This window comes from Bdellovibrio bacteriovorus HD100 (assembly GCF_000196175.1).
Lineage (GTDB): Bacteria > Bdellovibrionota > Bdellovibrionia > Bdellovibrionales > Bdellovibrionaceae > Bdellovibrio > Bdellovibrio bacteriovorus.
Genome location: NC_005363.1, coordinates 1,761,324 through 1,781,449, shown reverse-complemented (window position 1 = coordinate 1,781,449; position 20,126 = coordinate 1,761,324). Strand labels below are relative to the sequence as shown.

Annotated in this window: 15 protein-coding genes; 5 read left to right on the top strand and 10 right to left on the bottom strand. The window is 50.5% G+C overall.

From position 1 onward, the window contains the following. The 3 genes from icmF to BD_RS08425 are packed head-to-tail and all read right to left on the bottom strand — an operon-like array spanning nt 1 to nt 4,917. A complete protein-coding gene (gene icmF, locus BD_RS08435) occupies nt 1–3,240 on the bottom strand; it encodes a fused isobutyryl-CoA mutase/GTPase IcmF (RefSeq protein ID WP_011164310.1) in 3,240 nt (1,079 codons plus the stop codon). 5 nt (nt 3,241–3,245) lie between these two features. After that, nucleotides 3,246–4,043, bottom strand: coding sequence for an enoyl-CoA hydratase/isomerase family protein (locus BD_RS08430; RefSeq protein WP_011164309.1), 798 nt, complete (start codon nt 4,041–4,043; stop codon nt 3,246–3,248). Nucleotides 4,044–4,056: 13 nt separating this feature from the next. Then, on the bottom strand, nt 4,057–4,917 hold the full coding sequence (locus BD_RS08425; RefSeq protein ID WP_011164308.1) for a 3-hydroxybutyryl-CoA dehydrogenase: 861 nt from the start codon (nt 4,915–4,917) through the stop codon (nt 4,057–4,059). Between the two features lie 248 nt (nt 4,918–5,165). Here BD_RS08425 and BD_RS08420 point away from each other — a divergent pair, with 248 nt between their 5' ends. Next, nucleotides 5,166–6,410, top strand: a complete 1,245-nt coding sequence (locus BD_RS08420; RefSeq protein WP_231839332.1) for an SH3 domain-containing protein — start codon at nt 5,166–5,168, stop codon at nt 6,408–6,410. A gap of 9 nt (nt 6,411–6,419) precedes the next feature. On the opposite strand, the gene BD_RS08415 is transcribed toward BD_RS08420, so the two are convergent. From BD_RS08415 to BD_RS08395, 5 genes are all read right to left on the bottom strand, one after another. Then, nucleotides 6,420–6,803 carry a hypothetical protein gene (locus BD_RS08415; protein WP_011164306.1) on the bottom strand — a complete coding sequence of 128 codons (384 nt, stop codon included), beginning with the start codon at nt 6,801–6,803 and terminating at the stop codon, nt 6,420–6,422. Between the two features lie 136 nt (nt 6,804–6,939). Further along, nucleotides 6,940–7,677, bottom strand: coding sequence for a lysophospholipid acyltransferase family protein (locus tag BD_RS08410; protein WP_011164304.1), 738 nt, complete (start codon nt 7,675–7,677; stop codon nt 6,940–6,942). Nucleotides 7,678–7,679: 2 nt separating this feature from the next. Beyond that, a complete protein-coding gene (locus tag BD_RS08405) occupies nt 7,680–8,777 on the bottom strand; it encodes a TIGR04552 family protein (RefSeq protein WP_011164303.1) in 1,098 nt (365 codons plus the stop codon). A gap of 45 nt (nt 8,778–8,822) precedes the next feature. Continuing rightward, a complete protein-coding gene (locus BD_RS08400; protein ID WP_011164302.1) occupies nt 8,823–9,497 on the bottom strand; it encodes a hypothetical protein in 675 nt (224 codons plus the stop codon). A gap of 231 nt (nt 9,498–9,728) precedes the next feature. After that, entirely contained in the window at nt 9,729–12,419 is a 2,691-nt protein-coding gene (locus BD_RS08395) for a zinc-dependent metalloprotease (protein WP_011164301.1), read from the bottom strand. A gap of 123 nt (nt 12,420–12,542) precedes the next feature. Here BD_RS08395 and BD_RS08390 point away from each other — a divergent pair, with 123 nt between their 5' ends. The 4 genes from BD_RS08390 (at nt 12,543) to BD_RS08375 (ending at nt 15,955) form a co-directional block, all read left to right on the top strand. After that, on the top strand, nt 12,543–13,898 hold the full coding sequence (locus tag BD_RS08390) for a peptide MFS transporter (RefSeq protein ID WP_011164300.1): 1,356 nt from the start codon (nt 12,543–12,545) through the stop codon (nt 13,896–13,898). Between the two features lie 72 nt (nt 13,899–13,970). Next, nucleotides 13,971–14,174, top strand: coding sequence for a CPXCG motif-containing cysteine-rich protein (locus BD_RS08385; RefSeq protein WP_011164299.1), 204 nt, complete (start codon nt 13,971–13,973; stop codon nt 14,172–14,174). Nucleotides 14,175–14,210: 36 nt separating this feature from the next. Next, nucleotides 14,211–14,762 carry a GNAT family N-acetyltransferase gene (locus BD_RS08380; protein ID WP_011164298.1) on the top strand — a complete coding sequence of 184 codons (552 nt, stop codon included), beginning with the start codon at nt 14,211–14,213 and terminating at the stop codon, nt 14,760–14,762. Nucleotides 14,763–14,770: 8 nt separating this feature from the next. Further along, entirely contained in the window at nt 14,771–15,955 is a 1,185-nt protein-coding gene (locus BD_RS08375) for an NAD(P)/FAD-dependent oxidoreductase (RefSeq protein WP_011164297.1), read from the top strand. 141 nt (nt 15,956–16,096) lie between these two features. On the opposite strand, the gene BD_RS08370 is transcribed toward BD_RS08375, so the two are convergent. After that, the gene (locus BD_RS08370; protein ID WP_011164296.1) at nt 16,097–18,250 is read right to left on the bottom strand and encodes a 3-hydroxyacyl-CoA dehydrogenase NAD-binding domain-containing protein; all 2,154 of its coding nucleotides are present in this window, start codon (nt 18,248–18,250) and stop codon (nt 16,097–16,099) included. A 241-nt stretch (nt 18,251–18,491) separates the two neighbouring features. Next, entirely contained in the window at nt 18,492–19,835 is a 1,344-nt protein-coding gene (locus BD_RS08365) for a thiolase family protein (protein ID WP_011164295.1), read from the bottom strand. Between the last annotated feature and the right edge of the window lie 291 nt (nt 19,836–20,126).

Below are 20,126 nucleotides of genomic sequence, written 5' to 3'. Positions count from 1 at the left end.
TTAGAGGTTACGGCGGTATTGGCCACCGACTTCGTACAGGGCTTGAGTCATTTGGTACAAGCTGCAATATCTTGCTGCGGTCATCAGGGCTGCGAAGATGTTGCCGCCGCTGAGGACGGTGTCTTTCAGATTCTGCAACGACTTGGCACCTTCGGAGGCATGATCTTCCTGGTACTTGTGGACGTTATCCAGCTGAGCGTTTTTCTCTTCGTAAGACGCGCGCGCCAGTTCAATCTTAGGTGGAACGTAATCGGCCGCCATCGTTTTTGGATCGATGAAGGTGTTCACACCAATGATCGGCAAAGTGCCATCATGTTTCAGGCGCTCATAGTACAGGGACTCTTCCTGGATTTTGGAACGCTGGTACTGCGTTTCCATTGCACCCAGAACGCCACCGCGTTCGTTGATTTTTTTAAATTCATTCAAGACCGCTTCTTCTACCAGGTCCGTCAGCTCGTCGATGAAGAATGAACCCTGCATTGGGTTTTCATTCATGGTCATGCCGAATTCACGGTTGATGATCAGCTGAATCGCCATCGCACGACGAACAGATTCTTCCGTCGGTGTGGTGATGGCTTCATCGTACGCGTTCGTGTGCAAGCTGTTGCAGTTGTCATAAAGAGCAATCAACGCCTGCAAAGTCGTGCGGATGTCATTGAAGTCAATTTCCTGCGCATGCAGGGAACGACCCGACGTCTGAATGTGGTACTTCAACTTCTGAGAACGATCGTTGCCCTTATACAGGTCACGCATCGCCACAGCCCAGATACGACGAGCCACACGGCCCAATACGGAATATTCCGGATCCAGACCGTTGGAGAAGAAGAAGGACAGGTTCGGAGCGAAGTCATCCACCTTCAGACCGCGCGCCAGATAGTATTCAACAAACGTGAAACCATTGGACAGCGTGAACGCCAACTGAGAAATCGGATTCGCGCCCGCTTCCGCAATGTGGTATCCGGAGATACTGACAGAGTAGAAGTTACGGATTTTGCTGCGAACGAAGTACTCTTGAATGTCGCCCATCATCTTCAAGGCGAAGTTGATAGAGAAGATGCAGGTGTTCTGACCCTGATCTTCTTTCAGGATGTCAGCTTGAACCGTCCCACGAACCTGTTGCAGGGTCCAGACGGCCAGATCATTCCACTCGCTTTCAGTCAGCTTGCGACCCAGTTCTTTTTCTTTCTTTTCAACCTGCTGATCAATCGCAGTATTGAAATAGAAGGCCAGAATCATTGGTGCAGGACCATTGATAGTCATGGACACGGAAGTATTCGGGTTGATCAGATCAAAGCCCGCATACAGCTTTTTCATGTCGTTCAAAGTACAGATGCTAACACCAGACTCCCCGACTTTACCGAAGATATCCGGACGCTGATCTGGATCCTGACCGTACAAGGTCACGGAATCAAATGCCGTGGAAAGACGGTGTGCCGTCTCGCCTTTTGTAAGATAGTGGAAACGACGATTCGTGCGCTCTGGAGTTCCTTCGCCCGCGAACATACGCTTAGGGTCTTCATCGGCGCGTTTTAACTGGAACACGCCGGCCGTGAACGGGAATTCCCCCGGCACGTTTTCAAGTTTCAAATAACGGAAGCGATCGCCCCAGTCTTTGAACTTAGGAACAACCACACGGCGGATTTTAGTGCCGGACAGGGATTCGCGCACCATTGGCTGACGCAGTTCTTTGTCACGGACTTTGAACACCAGTTCATCACCGGAATAGGTCTTGATCAGACCTTCGAAGTTTTTCAGTTGATCCAGTTCTTCCGCAGTGAACTCAGAGCTTAGGTCCGCTTCCACTTTTTTCACGGTCGCAGGATCTGCATTCAACAAAGGCGCGACTTTTTGCAAACCACCCAGCTGGGACGCTTTTTCCGCCAGAGTTTCAGTGCGCTTTTTGTATTTATGAATGGTGGAAGTGATTTCCGCCAAATAGTTCTGACGGTCTGCCGGAATGATCACATGCTCTTCCGCAGACAGGATGTTGTTCTTGTACTGGGCATTGACAACCCATTTGCCTGGCTGCTTGCTTTCAAGGATATCAGCCAAACGGAAGAACAATTTATTCACGCCACCATCATTGAACTGGGAGGCCTGAGTCAGGAAGACCGGAACCTCGACCTTTTCATCAAAGATCTTGCGAGAACGTTTATATTGTTTGGTCACATCACGAAGAGCATCCAGCGCCCCACGACGGTCGGCTTTGTTCACCGCCACCAGGTCGGCGAAATCGATCATGTCAATCTTCTCTAACTGTGATTGCGCACCGAAATCAGAGGTCATCACGTACATGGACATATCACTGACTTCCGTGATCGCCATATTCCCCTGACCGATACCAGAGGTTTCGGCGATAACGAAATCAAAGTCCAGTTGACGGATAAATTTCAGAATGTCCGGCAAAGAAGAAGCGATCTCGCGACCTGAACCACGGGACGCCACCGAGCGCATGAACACGCGGTTGCGGGACAAAGAGTTCATACGAATACGATCCCCCAGCAGGGAACCACCAGTTTTGCGCTTGGATGGATCCACGCACACCACGGCGATTTTCTTGTCTGGATACGCATTCAGGTATCTTTGCACCATTTCATCAATCAAAGAGGACTTACCCGCACCACCGGTCCCGGTGATACCCAAAACCAGAGGTTCTTTGTTGGCTTTGAAAGACTCCAGACCAAAGGCGTTCAAAGAGAAATCCTTGTGACCGTTTTCAATCGCGGTCAAAGCCACACCCAGTTCCACAGAAGGAACGGTGTCGCCGTTAAAGATGTTCTTTTTGGTTTTGAATTCTTTTTGCTTTTCCAGCAGGTCGAAATCACAACCCTTGATGATCATTTCAATCATGCCCTCAAGACCCATGCGACGACCGTCTTCCGGGTGGAAGATCTGGGCGATGCCATAGGCCTCAAGTTCTTTTTTCTCATCAAAGACAATCACACCGCCGCCGCCGCCGTAGATTTTCACGTAACCGGCACCGGCTTCATCCAGAAGATCCTTCATGTACTTGAAGTACTCCATGTGGCCCCCTTGATAGGAGCTGATGCAGACGCCCTGGGCGCCTTCCTGCAACACGGCCTTCACCACATCACTCACCGAGCGGTTGTGCCCCAGGTGAATGACTTCCGCACCCATATCCTGAAGGATACGGCGCATGATATTGATGCTGGCGTCATGGCCGTCAAACAGAGCGGCTGCAGTGACAATTCGGATCGGATTCTTCGGTGTGTATGCCATATGTCTTATCGACCTTTAAATTCAGCTTTGCGTTTCTCGATGAAGGCACCCGTGCCTTCTTTAACATCTTCAGAAGTGAAAAGTTCCGCAAAGATTCTTGCTTCATTTTTCTGCGCTTCTTCAACGTCCATGTCCCAAGCCTGATTGATGGAGAACTTCGCAGAACCCACGGCAATCGGCGCTTTGGCCAAAATAGCCTCAACAGTTTTCATCACAGTGTTCATCAGTTCCGCTTGAGGAACGACTTTGTTCACCAGACCTGCAGACAAAGCTTCTGCCGCGGTGATCATGCCACCGGTATAAGTCAACTCACGGGCACGACGGGAACCCACCGCGCGCGCCATACGAACCGTGCCACCGAAGCCTGGGATCAATCCCAAAGAAACTTCCGGCAAACCGAATTTCGCATTTTCAGCGGCATAGATGAAATCACAACCCAGCGCCAGTTCACAGCCGCCCCCCAGGGCAAAGCCGTTCACCGCAGCGATCACCGGGATTTTCAAAAGCGTCAGTTCATGGAAGATGCTCTGGCCACGCTGAGCAAAGACCAGCGCCTTTTCTTCGTCCAGATCATGGATTTCCTTGATGTCGGCACCCGCCACGAAAGCTTTTTCACCAGCACCCGTGATAATCAAAGCGCGCGCATCGGAATAGTCCATTTCACCGATCTGACGAAGGGCTTCACCCATTTCGTTCAGCACGGTGGAGTTCAGGGCGTTCAAAGATTCTGGACGGTTGATCGTCAGAACCCAAACCCCGTGTGTTTTTTGTTCAAGAAGAATTGTTTTATAATTGCTTGCCATTATCAGACCTCAATTACTTTGCAGAGTAGTCGTAGAAACCACGACCTGTTTTACGACCCAACCAGCCGGCTTCAACGTATTTCACCAGCAATGGACACGGACGGTACTTGGAATCACCCAGACCTTCATGCAGAACGTTCATGATCGCAAGGCAAGTATCCAGACCGATGAAGTCAGCCAAAGTCAAAGGACCCATGGGCTGATTCGTTCCCAATTTCATCGCGTTGTCGATAGCATCCACGGAAGCGATGCCCTCGTGAAGAGTGTAAACCGCTTCGTTGATCATCGGCATAAGAACGCGGTTCACGATGAAGCCTGGCATGTCTTTTACGGACTCAACGAAAACTTTGTCCATTTTTTCTGCCAGAGATTTAACAATGGCGAAAGTTTCATCGGAAGTCTGAAGACCACGGATGCCTTCCACAAGTTTCATCAACGGAACAGGATTCATGAAGTGCATGCCCGCCACTTTTGTTGGACGTTTGGTCACGCCGGCAATTTTAGTGATGGAGATGGAAGATGTATTGGACACCAACAATGCTTCCGGTTTTACGGTCGCGTCCAGGTCCTTGAAGATCTTGAGTTTCAGGTCGATGTTTTCAGTCGCGGCTTCGATCACGATGTCGCAATCTTTCAGACCCGCCGTTTCCTGAGCGGTCTTGATACGACCCAACAAAGTGGCCTTGTCAGCCTCAGTCATGCCGCCTTTTTTGATAATACGATCACAGCTGCCAGCAATAGTAGCGATCCCTTTTTCAAGAGCTGCACCGCTCACGTCCATCATGATGACGTTAAAACCAAAGTTTGCCGCCACTTGTGCGATGCCATTACCCATCTGTCCTGCGCCTACGACGCCGATCGTTTTGATATTCATTTATCACTCCGCGTTAATATGTATTTAAAACAGCCTGATTTAGATACTTTACTTTAGGCCAGAGGTCAAAACTTCTGGCCTTGAGAGCACCGAGCCTAAAGCCTCAAAATAGAACGATGCGGTCAGCCTTTTTTCTCTCGTTGTCGTTCATTTTCAGCTCTCCCAGCACTTTTGCGGCTTTAGCCACGGATGCATCGAAAGCCGTGTCGTTTTATCGCAGTAAAACCAGCGCTTTTCCCTCTGGCCAGGTGAGTCGAACATCTCTGGAAAACTCTCTTCTTCGCACCGAGATGGAGGCCTCTTTCACCGTCTCTTGGGACCGTAAGAGCTATTCTCTTTCGGGGGATCGCCTGATTCGCGACATTCAAGTAGCCCGCTTCGTGGAAACCCGCAGCCCGGTGACCTTGCTCAGCCTGAATCGCAGTGACTCTTCCCTGGTGAAATCCGTTCCGGGAGGTCATCAACTGGAACTTCTGGAGTGTGACGATTACTGGGCGCGAGTGAAAGAACGAAATTCAACCACGCAAGGCTGGCTGCCTTTGCATCTGCTGACCACACGTCATGACGATCCCGGCGTGTACATGAATCTGATCGACACTTATGTGCGCACCGAGCCTTCCAGCTTTGGCAAAGTTCTGACCACTTTGCCACGTTTAAAACGTGTGATACCGCTGGAAGTGACCACGAGCTTTTTGAAAATTCAATACAACGGCAAGGTGGGCTTTGTCGACATCACGCACTTTGTGAACCGCGCCGACTTTGCAACGCTGGCGTATCACCCGAAGAAAAGCTGGCTGACAGTGGCTTTTAGAAACAACAACAAGATCCTGACCAAAAAAGGTGAAAACGTCGACATGTCCGAGGTGCTGGGCTATGTGACCAGCCCTTTGCGTGCGATTGTGATCCGACCGGATTCGACCAGCTATGGCCCGCCCCTGCGCGCCCGCGTGGAGATTCAAAAGCCCGAAGCCGTCATCTGGGGTATCAGCCGCGTCGATGGTCACGGCGAAGTCTGGTGGAAAAAAACAGATTTGCTGCTGCCGCAAAACCCCGTGGTGGAACCATCAAAACAAATCCTGACCGACACGCTTTTAAAGCGTGAGATTTATTCCATCGCCTTTGAAAGCAAAACGTCCGTGCGTGGACTGGTGTCTTCGGAAGGTATTTATCGCACCGATGATGGCCTGACCTGGACCGCTATTCCGCAGTTTGGAAAACAGAATTATCCGGTGAGCATTCACCCCAGTGGTGTGTGGTTTGTGGGATCTTTCAAATCCACGAATCAGGGTAAAAGCTTTGAGCCCTTCATTCGCTGGGACAAACTGGCCCAGGCCATTGAATCCGCCTATCACCGCAATCCAAAGATCCTGCGCCTGACGCAGATTGAAGCTCTGCCAAATTCCCAGATTCAAATTTCTGTGGACACCGGAAGCTCGCGCGTGAAACTGCGAAGCTCCTTGGAAGGCACGACCTGGAATGTGGTTCGCAACTAAAAAAAGCCCCTAACGATAATCCCACAAAAGGGATTCCGGGGCTTCTTTCACTTCACCGGTCTTATTCAGCAAAAAGCCCTCAGCAAAGACCTTCCCGACCCCGCTTAAAGAAATAAAATTTGGAAACTTCCAGGTTGAATAATAGGCCTGAATCACCAGCAGGGATTCTTCCTTTGGCAGACGATCATGAAACACGGTCATCAGCACTTCGCGGCCGTTGATTTCCATGATTTCACTGTGATCCAGAGGGAAGCTTTTCAAGAAAATAGGATCAGAGGACTTCAAGGCCTCCAGCTTTTCCAAAAGAATGCGACAGACTTCCTGCACTTGCGGATCTTTGCTTTTATTATCACGACAAGAGGCCGACCCCAGCGCCAGACGAAATTTACTCATGACCAAAGCTTTCCTGCACACATCTGATAGAACATTTTAAAATCCCCCCGCAGGTTCCATTGCTTCGTCAGAACAGAGGCCAGAACTCCTGAAAGCTTTTCACCCAAACCCCCGTTTGGAAATTCGAAATTGGACGTTAGAAGTTGTCCACTGCGAAGTAAGGCTCCATCATTTTGCGAACCTTTTCCTGCAGCACGGGACGATCTTCAATAGTGTATCCTTCGGTGCTGACCGGAGGAAGAACCTCCAGCGTGATTGTGCGACTCCACACGCCCCAATTCGGAACAAGCTGCCCTTTGGACATGATCGCGGCGGCCCCCTTCACAACGACCGGCACGATTGGTGCTTTGGCGCTGATGGCGAAGATGAACGGACCGGACTTGAAGGGCCCCAGAGTTTCGGTTTTCTGGCGCGTACCTTCCGGCGCCAATGCAAAACGCTCTCCGGCTTTGATGCGCGCTTCGGCGGCCTGATAGACTTTAAAGACCTCGTCACGACGATTTCTGGCGATGGGCAGAATGCCGGCGCGTCTCATCCCGGCGCCAAACACCGGAATGCTGAAAAGTTCAATTTTTGCCCCGAAACGGAAAGACCCCAACCAGCCGTTCATGGCAAAGATGTCGAAGAAACTGGTGTGATTAAAGACGTACAGGAAGCCGCCTTCGGGACGGTTTTCCAGGCCTTTGACTTCCACTTTCACATTGAACATGCGACAGCAGTTGCGGGTCCAGAACTCGACGATGTGGTCTTCCAGCTTGCGGTTGTTAAACAGAATATTGCAGATGACCATCGCCGCAGAACACAGCACCGTGTGAATCGGCAGCAGAAGCGCACCCAGCAAAGAACGAGGATAAGAAAGAAGTTTTAAAAACATAATTAACCTGGATCCGGAAACAGACGCTTTCTGGCGGCCGTTCGTTGACGTTCCTTGTAAGCCTGATGTTCGCTGGGACCGGACAAAATACGGTCGTGAGCGGACTTGTCCATGATCTGAACCTCAAAGGGATAGAAGAAGCTGAAAGCCTCTTTGCCGCCCTGGGGTTTGATATGGATCAGCTTACGGGAAATGAATTTGATAAATTTATAATCCTGCCCCGAAAAGAAATTCTCTTTGCGCAGGAACTTGGCGTTGTCGCCTTCCTCAAGCAGCTTCTGATCAAAGGCCTCTTGGATGCTTTTTTCATCCAAGGTGTCCAGACGATGGGATAGATCATCACAAACACTCATGAATAAATTCACCGGATAAAGATTGTTGGAGCTTTGATCCGGCATGATGTGCGGGAAGCTGATGATGTCCTCTTTGATCAGGAAGCGCACGACCTGGAAGGAATCAAACAGATTGCGGGTCACAAAGCGCACACCCAGCTTGTCAAAGATCTTCATCGCCAAGGCATCGGGTTTCGCCAGAAGCTTGATCACGGTGCTGGAAGACGTTTTGAAGGGCTTTACTTCAAAGCCCATCAGTTCGACCTGATCCAACTGGTCAGTCGGGCTTTTCATAAAGGTGCGATGGGTGTTTCCGTCATGCAAAATGCAGTTCTGGAACGGGGTCAGGATTTGGGACTGAATTTCTTCCGAGAACGAACTGAACAGATCATTTTCCGCATGCACAAAGACGTGCATACAGCGGATGATCGCACAAGCCCAGCGCTGCAGCTGTTGTTCTTGCGGATTCTGGGAGCTGGCAAAAATCAGAAGTTGGCGGATGTCGCCCAGTTTTTTACGGTCACGGAAAACTTCAGGCAGGTCCGTGTCCTGAAAACCCAGTTTTTCCAGCATCAACACCAAAGCGCGACGGTGGAAATACCACAGTCTTTCCAGTTCGTCTTCGCGGGTGATATCAAAGCCATAGCTTAAAAGGAAGGAACTGGCAGCCTCGAGGGTATGAATATTCAGCCTGGGGATATCGATGGCTGAATGTCCTCCGACAACGGAGTCTAAAATGGATGATTCGAAAATGAAACGTTGAGGCATTCCCCTATCTTCAAACTCGATAGGGGGTGAAGCAAGACGCGGCGCTTATTTGATCAAGGAGCAGGCATGCAAGCGGAAGGTGCCCAGGGTCCCGCTGGTTGGCTGGTAACCGGCAACCGCAGTGTAGTTCTGGTAGTAAACAGTGCCTTCGGCGATGCTGTTATCGTAAGCACCTTGGAAGATGATTTCACCATAACCGTCTCTGAACTTAACCTGGAATTGACGCGTGTTGCGATCAATCATGCCCTCAGAAGCCTGAGAGAAAGACACCGAGTAAGGCTGGATCACCTGACCGTTGTAGACCTGATTCGCATAAGAATCGAAGATCTTGATCAACATATTGGATTCAGCCGGAATCAGGCTGCCCGCGCTGTCAAACTTGAAGGTCGCAAACAGATCCACACCGGTTCTGTCGTTGATGTTACCGCTCACAGAGCCCAATGATTGTGGGTCCAAAGTAGCGGAAACAAAGTTCTTCACCTGAGTTTCAAATTGAGGGGAAGCATATTGATCAAAGATTTTACCGGCAGAGGAAGTACCGCAAGTACCACTTGTTGTAGTTCCACCCTGACTGACGCCACCACCGGAAGCTGTTCCCGTGCTGGTCGTGCGGCCTGCGACGCGAACAGAGCTGCTATCCTTTTTGGCACATGCACTGAGGGAAAGAACCGCCAGTAGCAGAACACCCAGCATTTTATTTTTAAAGATAGAGTTTGTCATAATCGCCTCCTACATATCCCTAAGGCAAGAGGCGGACCAGCCGTGCCAATGCTATATTGGATCTGGCGCCCCTTTTTCGTTTCGTGCTGATACGAAGAACCCAAGGGCGCCATTTCAGGGAAGCAGGCGCAAAAACTTTCGACAGTCCCCGATGCCCGTCTCGCTTTGAGACAAATAAAAAAGGCCGGTACAAAGCCGGCCTTTTCATCAAACTCACTCTCTCTATAACTACTATTGTATCTTGCTTAAAGCCGCCAGAACTTCGATCTCAGCTTTCAACCAAGCCGCCGCTGCCGCATCCACCAAACCGCCCGTCAAAAGACGCTGAGGCAACGTGGTCAGATTGGGCTCGGTCACCGGATCCAAAGAGGGATCAATCTCAGCCAACAAGCCGGCGATTTTTTTCAGCTGTTCAGAGCGGGCCTTCGCCACACGCAAAGTCATATCAAAGCGCAGACCTTGAGAAGACAACAGCTTCCCGAAGTAAGCCTTTTCATCCGCCTTCAACCAGGAGTATGGCAATGTCACTTCTTTGGTAAGACCCGGGCCCACTTTCACAACCACAGTCCCCGTCGCCGCCTGAGCCAGATCCAGATACAAGGCCGTCAGGGACTCTGCTTCGGATTCATCCAACAAATTCTGACCCAGCAAGGACGTCACGATGGCTTTAGCACCATTGGCCTCTTCCACGGCTTCGTTCAGTTTCGGTAACAAGGTCGCACCACCAGCCAGCAAAACCTTGTCATTCACCGGACGGATGCTGTCCATGAACTTCAGGATCTTTCTTTGCTGAGCTTCCGTCAGAACATACTCACGACCACCCAAAGTTTTACCTTGAGCCAGGTACGGAGCCGCTTTCAGCTCTTCAATCTGTTGATCCAGCCACTTCGTGTTGATGTTGCCTTTACTATCGCGCATCAAACCGTTCAACAAAGCCGCATAACCGCCGACTTCCTTCAAGGAGGCGGCACGTTCTTTCATCAACTGCTCATCCAGTCCCAGACGCGCATACATGATCTTGCCGGTTTTTACCGCCGTCAAAGATGCAAAGCTTGCTGCCGGCTGTCCATTCTTGGTGCTGTCAAACAGAACCTGGGAAACAAAAGTCAGATCAATATTCGCACGGCCCCATTTGACTGTGTCCGCCAAAACCGCATCCAGATTGCGAACCACACCCGGCTGATCGGCTGGGTACAAACGACCAATGATGGAGGCAAACAGAACCTTCACCAGGTCATCACGTTCATCCACCGCATCCAGGTATTTGCGCAGCAAGGGGTTGTTGCCCGCATCAAAACGCTCACAACCATAGATCTGCAACCCTTGAGAATTCGCCACAGCGATATCATCATCCGTGCAGTAGCGGCTGATTTTTTCATCCAAAGCCGTGTCGTTTTCGGAATAAGCCCAGTCCATCGCCATCTTGTCATAGGAAAGCGCAGAATATTTAATACGACCGGACATCAGAATGTCATCGATACCGCTGACATAATCCATGATACTGGTGGAAGTTTCCAGCCCCTGATGATTTGGATCACGCAAGTACGTTTTAGCAGAATCGTAAATTTCCTGAGTTGAAACCTTCGCAGAAGAGGACCCTGCAAAGTTGTGGCGCATACCCAAGGCATGCCCCAACTCATGCGCCACAGTGGCACGCACGCTGTCCTGAGCCAGTCTAAGACGTTGAGAGTCGCCGGCCTCGCGGGCGATCTTGTTCAGAGCCAGCAAAGACTCGGTGAGGTCACAGGCAATCGCACCTGCAGCGACGACAGGAACATCCCCGTTAAGTTTTACCAGATCCGCAGAACCGACAGACGTGAATACGGACGGCATGAACACCTGAGCGCGCAAAAGTTCGCCCGTCAACGGATCGGACTGACCGATGGCGTAAGCCGCCCCGGAGTCCAGCCACGGGATCCAGCGCACGATGATACTGCGATCTTCAGGTTTGGCATCCACAGAAACACCGGTCACAACTTGGATCACATCACGGCCAAAGACTTTATTCCAATAAAGAGCCCCTTCGGTCACCGCCGCCAGATAGTCCTCTGGAACAGCCTCGGAAACCCGCACCTTGATTGGGCCCTTTTCTGGGGAAATATCCCACTTGGTGATCAGATTCGTCATTTCCTTGCTGTAGCCAAGCTTACGATACTTCGTGACGAAGAAACCCACACGGCGGGAGCTGTCGTATTCTTTGGCCTTGAAGTTCTTAGACAGATCATACGCACGGATCTGAATGTTCATGTTCAGCGTCTCTTCCCGCGGCTCATGATTCAGGGACTTGTCAGAACCCGCCTTCACCACATCACTGCGGATTTTTGAAAGCTGATTCAGTTCAATGTTTTTTTCATCAAACTTGATTCCGGTCACAAAAGAATCAATCACCGGAATGGAGGCCAAAGAGCTGTCGGTCAAATCCACATTGCCACGAGGTGCATCAACATCATAGGAACGCTGAAGGACAAAACTTTTTAGACCCTGTCCCCAGTCAAACGTGATGGACGTTGCGTCTTCAGAAATCACTTCGAAACTCTGGATCAGATTCACGGTGCGGATTTCAGAATAGATGCTGTTGTAATTTTCACCGATCAAAGCCAGGCGGTTGCCGGATTTTTCAAAGCTCACCACCAGAGGTTTCAGATCATACCACTGCGGCGTCATCCCGGACGTGATACCCGAAGCCATCAGCAGGAAGATCTTCCCCAAAGAAGCCTTTTGAATGGTAATGCAGGACGCCTGCTTACAAGCGGCATTTGCAGGAATTTCGGCGGGAGTGCTGAAAGAACTCAGGGAGTTTGCCGGTGCCTGTTTCGCCTGGATGATTTTATCCAGAGGCTTAGCCTCAAACTGGGTGCAGGCGGAAAGAAGTGTCGAAGAAAGCAATGCCCCCACAACCAGGATGTTTTTATTAAATGCCATGAATGGTCCCCTCTGTGATTTCAGCTGCAGTAATTTCAGTGCATTTATGCCAAAGTCTTGCGAAGATCAAAAGAGTTCTGAAAAAAAGATAATTGCAATGTTCATGACATAGACAGGGGTTTCATGGCCGCAACTTCCACCTTCATGGGTCATCCGCGAGGACTTTTTACACTCTTCTTCACTGAGATGTGGGAGAGATTCTCATATTACGGCATGAGAGTGCTTCTGGTGCTTTACATGACTCAGTACCTGTTCCTGGAAGCTCAGCACGGCAAAGAAATTTGGGGTTTTTCCGCCCTTAAATCCTTCCTGGGATACTTTTATGGCGAAATGTCGGTGCAGGCCATGTCCTCACAAATTTACGGGCTGTACACGGGCCTTGTTTATTTTACACCCTTTTTTGGGGGTATCATTGCCGATCGCTTCCTTGGTCAGCGCCGCTCGGTGTATATCGGCGGCTTTTTGATGGCCATCGGCCACTTCCTGATGGCGGCAGAAAGCCTGTTCTTCCCGGCTTTGCTTTTCCTGATTGTGGGGAACGGCTTCTTTAAACCCAACATCTCCACCCAAGTGGGCGGCCTTTACGCCCAAGGCGACAACCGCCGCGACGGGGCCTACACGATTTTCTATATGGGTATCAATCTGGGGGCGATTATGTCGCCACTGATCTGCGGGACCCTGGGGCAAAAAGTCGGCTGGCATTGGGGCTTTGGCGCTGCCGGTGTGGGCATGCTTCTGTCCATGGCGATCTATCACTTCGGCGGAAAACACCTGCCTGAAACCGAGCACAAAAAATCCATCAAGGAAGTCGAAGCCACCGCACACAAACCGATGACGAAAGAAGAATGGACCCGCACCATCGCGTTGACCTTCCTGTGTATGGTGACGATCTTCTTCTGGGGTGTCTACGAACAGCAAGGCAACACCATGCAGCTGTGGGCGGACCAGCAGACCGATTGGAACTTCTTCGGTTGGGAGATCCCCTCCACTTGGTATCAAAGCTTCAATCCACTTGTGATTATTCTTTTTGCGCCACTATTGGACCGCCTCTGGGCATGGCAGGCCAAGTTTGGCAAAGCACCTTCCACGGTCACCAAGATGGCCTTAGGCTGCGTGCTGGGCGCGGTGGCTTTGGTGGTCATGTACTTCGCGGCAAAAATCGTGGGCGGCGGCCAAGGCTCGGTGATGTGGCTTTTGGGTTCGACCTTCCTGCTGACAATGGCAGAGCTTTACATTTCTCCGATTGGTCTTTCGGTGGTGACGAAAGTTTCTCCGGCCAAGATTGTGTCGATGATGATGGGTGTGTGGTTCCTGGCGGCATTTTTTGGAAACTACGTCGCAGGTTATGTAGGTATGTTCTATGAGACCATGGGGAAAGATCAGTTCTGGCTGCTGCTGGCAGGCTTAAGTCTGATCCCGGGAATTATGTTCTTTGCCTGCCATAAATTCCTGACTCAAGCCCTGGGAGAAGAGATTTAGCGTCTGTTTTTTAGCAGGCCTTCTAGGATATTCCCCGCACATTTCAGACAATGTGGGAAGAAAGAAGGCCCTATGGACTATAAAGTCATCTGCCCGCATTGCCGGGAAAAATTTGCGATGACCCTTTACCATGAAGACGGCGACGATCAGGAGTTCATCTATGACTGCGAGGTGTGCTGCCACCCTATCGCCATTCAGGCGCACTGGGACTCTGCACACCACCGCTTTTCCCTGAACGTCGGGCGCGGCGAAGGCTATGACGAAATGCCCATATAACTTGACCCCGTTTTCGGGATATGAGTTTATGGGGACATGAAACTGCGCCCGCTGGAACTGACCGATCTGCCTCTGGTGAAAGCTTTTACCGATTCCACAATCGGGCTGGGTTATTTTTCCGAAAACGAACTGCAGGACTGTTACCAGAAATCCCAATCCCAAGGCATCATGTGTTCCTTTGTTCTGATCGATGATCAAAACCATATCAAAGGCTTCCGCCTGGCTTATCCACCCGGCGCCTGGAGCAAAGGCAAAGGTTCCAAACTGCACCCGGAACTTTGGAAGGTGCCACTGGAAAGGGCCGCTTATTTCCAAAGTCTTTTTATCGCACCGGAAGTTCAAGGTGGCGGCTGGGGCCCCAAACTATCTGATGCAGCATTGGAATGCTTCCGCAAACTGGGAGCCAAGGCCGTCATCACCCATGCGTGGAAAGAATCCCCGAACAATTCCTCGATTCGCTATCTGACCAAATATGGATTCACCAGTGTGGCGACACATCCGAATTATTGGATTGACGTCGACTACACCTGCGTCCGTGATGGAAAACCCTGCCGTTGCACGGCGGAAGAAATGATCAAGTATCTTTAAGGACTTTTATGAGTATCTCGTTGTGGCTCGATCAATCTGCCTCCCAAAAACGAAAACAGTTTGATGTCGTCATAGTGGGGGCTGGCATTGCCGGACTGTCCACCGCCTACTGGCTGGAAAAAGAAAATCCGTCATTAAAAATTGCGATCCTTGAAAAGCACCGTGTTGCCTTCGGGGCCTCGGGCCGCAATGCAGGCTTTGTGACCTGCGGATCGACGGAACATTTCATGAAGCTGCAAGAACAATTCGGTCTGGAAAAAGCCGCCGAGATCTGGAAGTTTTCAGAGGAAAACCGCCACCTGCTGCTGAATGAAATCATCGGCAACGACCTGGATGCGGTGGACTTCCGCCACACCGGCTCCTGCACTGTCGCACCTAGTTCTGTACATTGGGAAAAGTACCAAAAGGCTGCGCAGACCATGCGCTCTGTGGGGATCGACGTGCTGGAGGTGGGTCCGGAAGATATGGAACGTGACTATGGCGTCACGGGCTTTGAAGGCGGTATTCAGTACACGGGGGATGGTTACGTCCATCCGGTGAAGCTGCTTGAAAAACTGCGCGCCCGTCTGAAGGCCGAGATCTTTGAAAGCACGGAAGTGTTTTCAGTGGTTCACCAGACCCAAGGCCATGTGCTGCAAACCGATCGCGGCCTGTTCAGCGCACCGAAAGTGCTTCTGACTTTGAATGCGTATTTGCCCTTGGTGGCGCCTGAGTTTTCAGACCTGATTCGCCCCGGCCGCGGGCAGATTCTGGTCACTGAGCCATTGCCTGCGTTCGTCAAAGGGCCGTGTTATCTGACGAAGCATCTTTGTTATTTCCGCCAACTGCCGACGGGACATTTGCTGATTGGTGGATTCAGAAATCTTTCTGTCGAAACCGAAAACACCTGGACTGATGCGACCACACCATTGATTCAGCAGGCTTTGATTGATTTTGTGCGCAGTCACTTTAAACACGGCAAAGACGCACGCGTGGCCTATCAGTGGTCCGGTATCATGGGTTATTCCCCGGATGGCCAGATGATGATTGGCGAAATTCCAAATCGTCAGGGACTGCATGTGATGGCGGGCTGTTCCGGACACGGCATGGGGTTGAGCTTCCACGCCGCCCGCGTACTGGCGGAAAGTCTTTCCGGAAAAGAGATTCCTGCGCATTTGCAGTTATCTAGATTCCAAAATCAAATCACACGGTAATTGACGCTTTCCGCCGCCGTAGCGATGGCGAAGTGCGAAAATTGCGAACTAAGAATAAGAAATAACACAAAAAAGCCCCCAACTCAGTTGGAGGCTTCCCTTAAGAACCAGCTCAGCAGTCGAGCCGAAAACTCAAAGCATTTATTTATAGAACTTGCTGTTTGATTTCGCCATGTTCGTCAGCGGAGTCGCTGGTTTCAGGCGGGCTGCCTTGCGGCTGGAAGCGTACATCGCCAGCTGGTCGGCCACATACTGAGTGCCGATGCTGTCCGTGTACTTCATCAGACCCCCACGGAACGGCGGGAAGCCTGTACCCATGATCATCGCCAGATCCACTTCGTGCGGAGTTTCGACGATACGATCTTCAACCAGCGCCAAAGAGCACTCATTGATCATCGCAAAGACACCACGCTCGATGCATTCTTTGGAATCATACGGATTGGTTGGCTGACCCAGGCCCAATGCCGCGTAAACTGTTTGGTCTACGGCACCACGTTTGCCATCTTCGCTGTAAGTATAGAAACCTTTGCCGTTCTTACGACCCAGGCGACCGGAGTTACCCAGAGCTTCCATACAAGGCGCAAGTTCAATACGCTCGCCGAAGGCTTTTTTGAAGATTTTAAGAACCTTCAAACAAACATCCAAACCGACTTCGTCCATCAATTCAAATGGACCCATCGGCATGCCGAATTCTTTCACGTAAACTTTATCCACAAATTCGATGCTCATGCCTTCCTGAAGCAAGAACGCCGCTTCACCCATGTAAGGAAGAAGCAAACGGTTCACCAGGAAACCCGGGCCGTCTTTCACAACCACCGGCATTTTGCCCATTTTTTTGGACAGCTCGTAGATAGTTGCAATGGTTTCATCGGAAGTCTTTTCACCACGGATGACCTCGATAAGAGGCATTTTATTCACCGGATTGAAGAAGTGCATGCCCGCGAAATATTCTGGACGTGGATGACCTTTGGCCATTTCAGTCACAGAAAGGGAGCTTGTGTTAGTCGCGATAATTGCATCAGGACGCATTTGACCCGCGCACTCGCCGATCACTTTTTGTTTGATGCCCATGTCTTCAACGATGGCTTCAACAACTACATCCAGATTTTTGAAACCTGCGTAATCCGTGGAAACAGACACCAGATCCATTTTTTGCTGGAACTGATACTTGTCGATGGATTTTCTTTTCACCAGTTTCATCCAAAGATCACTGGCGTGTTTCAAACCCTTACCCAGCGCATCTGTGTTCAAGTCCTTCATGCGAACCTGAATGCCCTTGTCGGCCGCCACATAGGCGATACCGCCACCCATGGTGCCAGCACCCAAAACACCCAGACCTTTCACATCGCGTGGTTTCACATCCACACCCGGCACACCGTTTTGTTTTTTCACCATTTCAGTTAGATAGAACACGTGGATCAGGTTCTTGGAAATATCCGTCACACCCAACTTACAGAAGCCCTCACGTTCAATGCGCAAAGCCGCATCACGATCAGACATGCCATAAGTTTTCTGAATCACTTCCAAAGCCTGAAGCGGCGCTGGATAATGACCTTTGGTCGCTTTCAGAACACCCTCACGGGCTTTCTTAAAGACAATGCTGCGACCCAATGCGCTTTCCAAAATCACATTCACTGCGCCTTGTGGCTTGAATGTTTTACGGCGTTTTTTAGCGCCATCAGCGATGATTTCTTTCGCCCATTTCAAAGAGAAGGACTCCAGCAAGTTCGGGTGAACGACTTTGTCCACCAGACCGATTTTAAGAGCCTTTTTGGAATTCACAGACTTACCAGCCAGGATAATATCCAAAGCCGCCTGCAAACCAATCACGCGAGGCATACGAATACAGCCACCAAACCCAGGCAAGATCCCCAGTTGAATCTCTGGCAGGCCAATTTTCGTGGAAGAATCCTCAGAAGCAATACGGTAATCACAAGCAAGGATGAATTCACAACCCCCACCCATGCAAGCGCCATTCACAGCCGCAATCGTCGGCATCGGCAGGTCTTCAACCATGCTGATAACTTCCTGACCACCCTTCACAGCAGCTTCAAATTCCTCCGCCTTGGTCATGCTCTTGATTTCTTCAATATCCGCACCCGCAATAAAAATCTTGGGCTTGTTGGATTTAAAAATAACAGCCTTGTAAGAGGACTTCTTCAACTCCTCAACAACTTCCTTAAGGCGCATCATCACCGGCGTAGAGAACTTATTAACTTTCTCCCCGACCAGATCAAACTCAACTACAGCAACCTCACCCTGAGGAACAATTTTAATACTTTCCTGAATAGACATTCTGAAAACTCCTAAGTTGCAAATCTAAAAACATTCTAAATCTAAAACACCAACCATCAGCCCTTGCGAACTTTGCGAAAGGAGCACTCCCGAAGCCCTTGGGACAGAGCCCTGGATCTGTGCTCAGAGGCAAGTTCCGCAGCAGCTCATCCCAAAGGGATGGCGTCCGCGAGGACTGTCCGAAGCCTATGAGCGCAGAGCCGGGCTCTGCCCCAAGGGCTTCGGCCCCGAGAGCTTCGCTTTAGCCCTCGTTCTCAAGGATCATGGATCCGCCTTGGCCCCCACCGATACACAAAGTCGCCAGACCAAACTGGGTGTTTCTGCGTTTCATTTCTTTGGCCAAAGTCAGAACGATACGGGTGCCGGTTGCTCCCACTGGGTGACCAAGTGCGATGGCTCCGCCGTTGACATTCAAAATATCATCACGGATTTCACCGATCTTGGAAGACAATCCCAATTTTTCCTGACCGAATTTGTCAGAATCAAATGCTTTTTGGCAGGAAAGAACCTGAGCCGCGAAAGCTTCATTCAATTCCACCAGGCCGATATCTTTCATGGAAAGCCCCGCACGCTTCAACGCCACCGGAGTGGAGTAAACCGGGCCCAAGCCCATGCGCTCAGGTTCAAGACCTGCAAAACCGTAAGAACGGATTGTCGCCAGGGGTTTATAACCAAGAGCTTCTGCTTTTTCACGGGACATCATCAACACCATCGCCGCACCATCGGTGATCGGACAGGAGTTCCCCGCCGTGATCGAGCCTGTGGCTTTATCAAAGAACGGCTTCAACTTCGCCAGCGCTTCCATCGTTTGTGTGTCACGAGGACCGATGTCTTCGCTGATCACTTCCTTGTATTCAGGAGCCAGATAAACCGGAGCGATCTCTTCACGCATGCGGCCCTCTTTCATGGCCTTGGAAGCCAGCTGGTGAGAGCGCAAAGCAAATTTATCTTGAGTCTCACGAGACAGACCCCACTCTTTTGCCAGGATCTCAGCTGTTTGACCCATGTTGATGCCTACGAAAGGATCCGTCAGACCCATCATCACGGAAATCACCGGGAAGTATTCATCACGCATGTTCCCGGACAACAAAGCTTTGATCTGCTTCACGTCCGCTTTGAACAGGGACCACAACAATGGCAACGCTTGTTTCGGGCCTTTCGCAGCGAAAAGTTTTTCGTAGATTTCCTGGAATTTTTTTGGTGGCAGCGTCGGCATCTGGGACATGTTTTCGGTCCCGCCCGCCAGGATCACATCCATTGTTCCGGATTTGATTTTCTCATAGCCGTTGGAGATGGATTCAAGTGCAGATGCGCAGTTTCTGTGAACTGTGTATGCAGAGGTTTTCAAAGGAATACCAGCGTTCAATGCCACCACGCGCGAGATGTTCACAGAGTCCGGAGGATTTCCGGTGTTCCCGATGATCACTTCATCCACAAGGTTCACATCCAGATTTGTCTGGGCGATAACTTGTTTCAAAGCGACTTTACCCAATTCTGCCGGGTGTACTTTTTTAAGTTTTGTTCCTGCTTTCGCGAAGGGAGTGCGAACACCTTCTACAAGAACAACATCACGTGGTGATTTCATGAACAGTCTCCTTAGTTGTATAAACCATTAAAATGATATGTCTTTTCGGCAGTTCCACCAAATAGTAAAAGGCCGTTCTGGATCTCCCCCCGAAGTATCGAACACTCGAGGATTTTGGTCTAGGAACAGCAAAGGCCCACAGATCGCGGATTTTCCGCAATTACTAGAAATATTGCTCTAAAAGTGAGCAGTTTTCGCTCGGAGAAATATTTTTTGCCTTAAAGGCTCAGCGCGCCAAGTTCCCCATTCATTGACCCACCCCACCCCCCTCGGTAGAGTAAAGGCACTTGT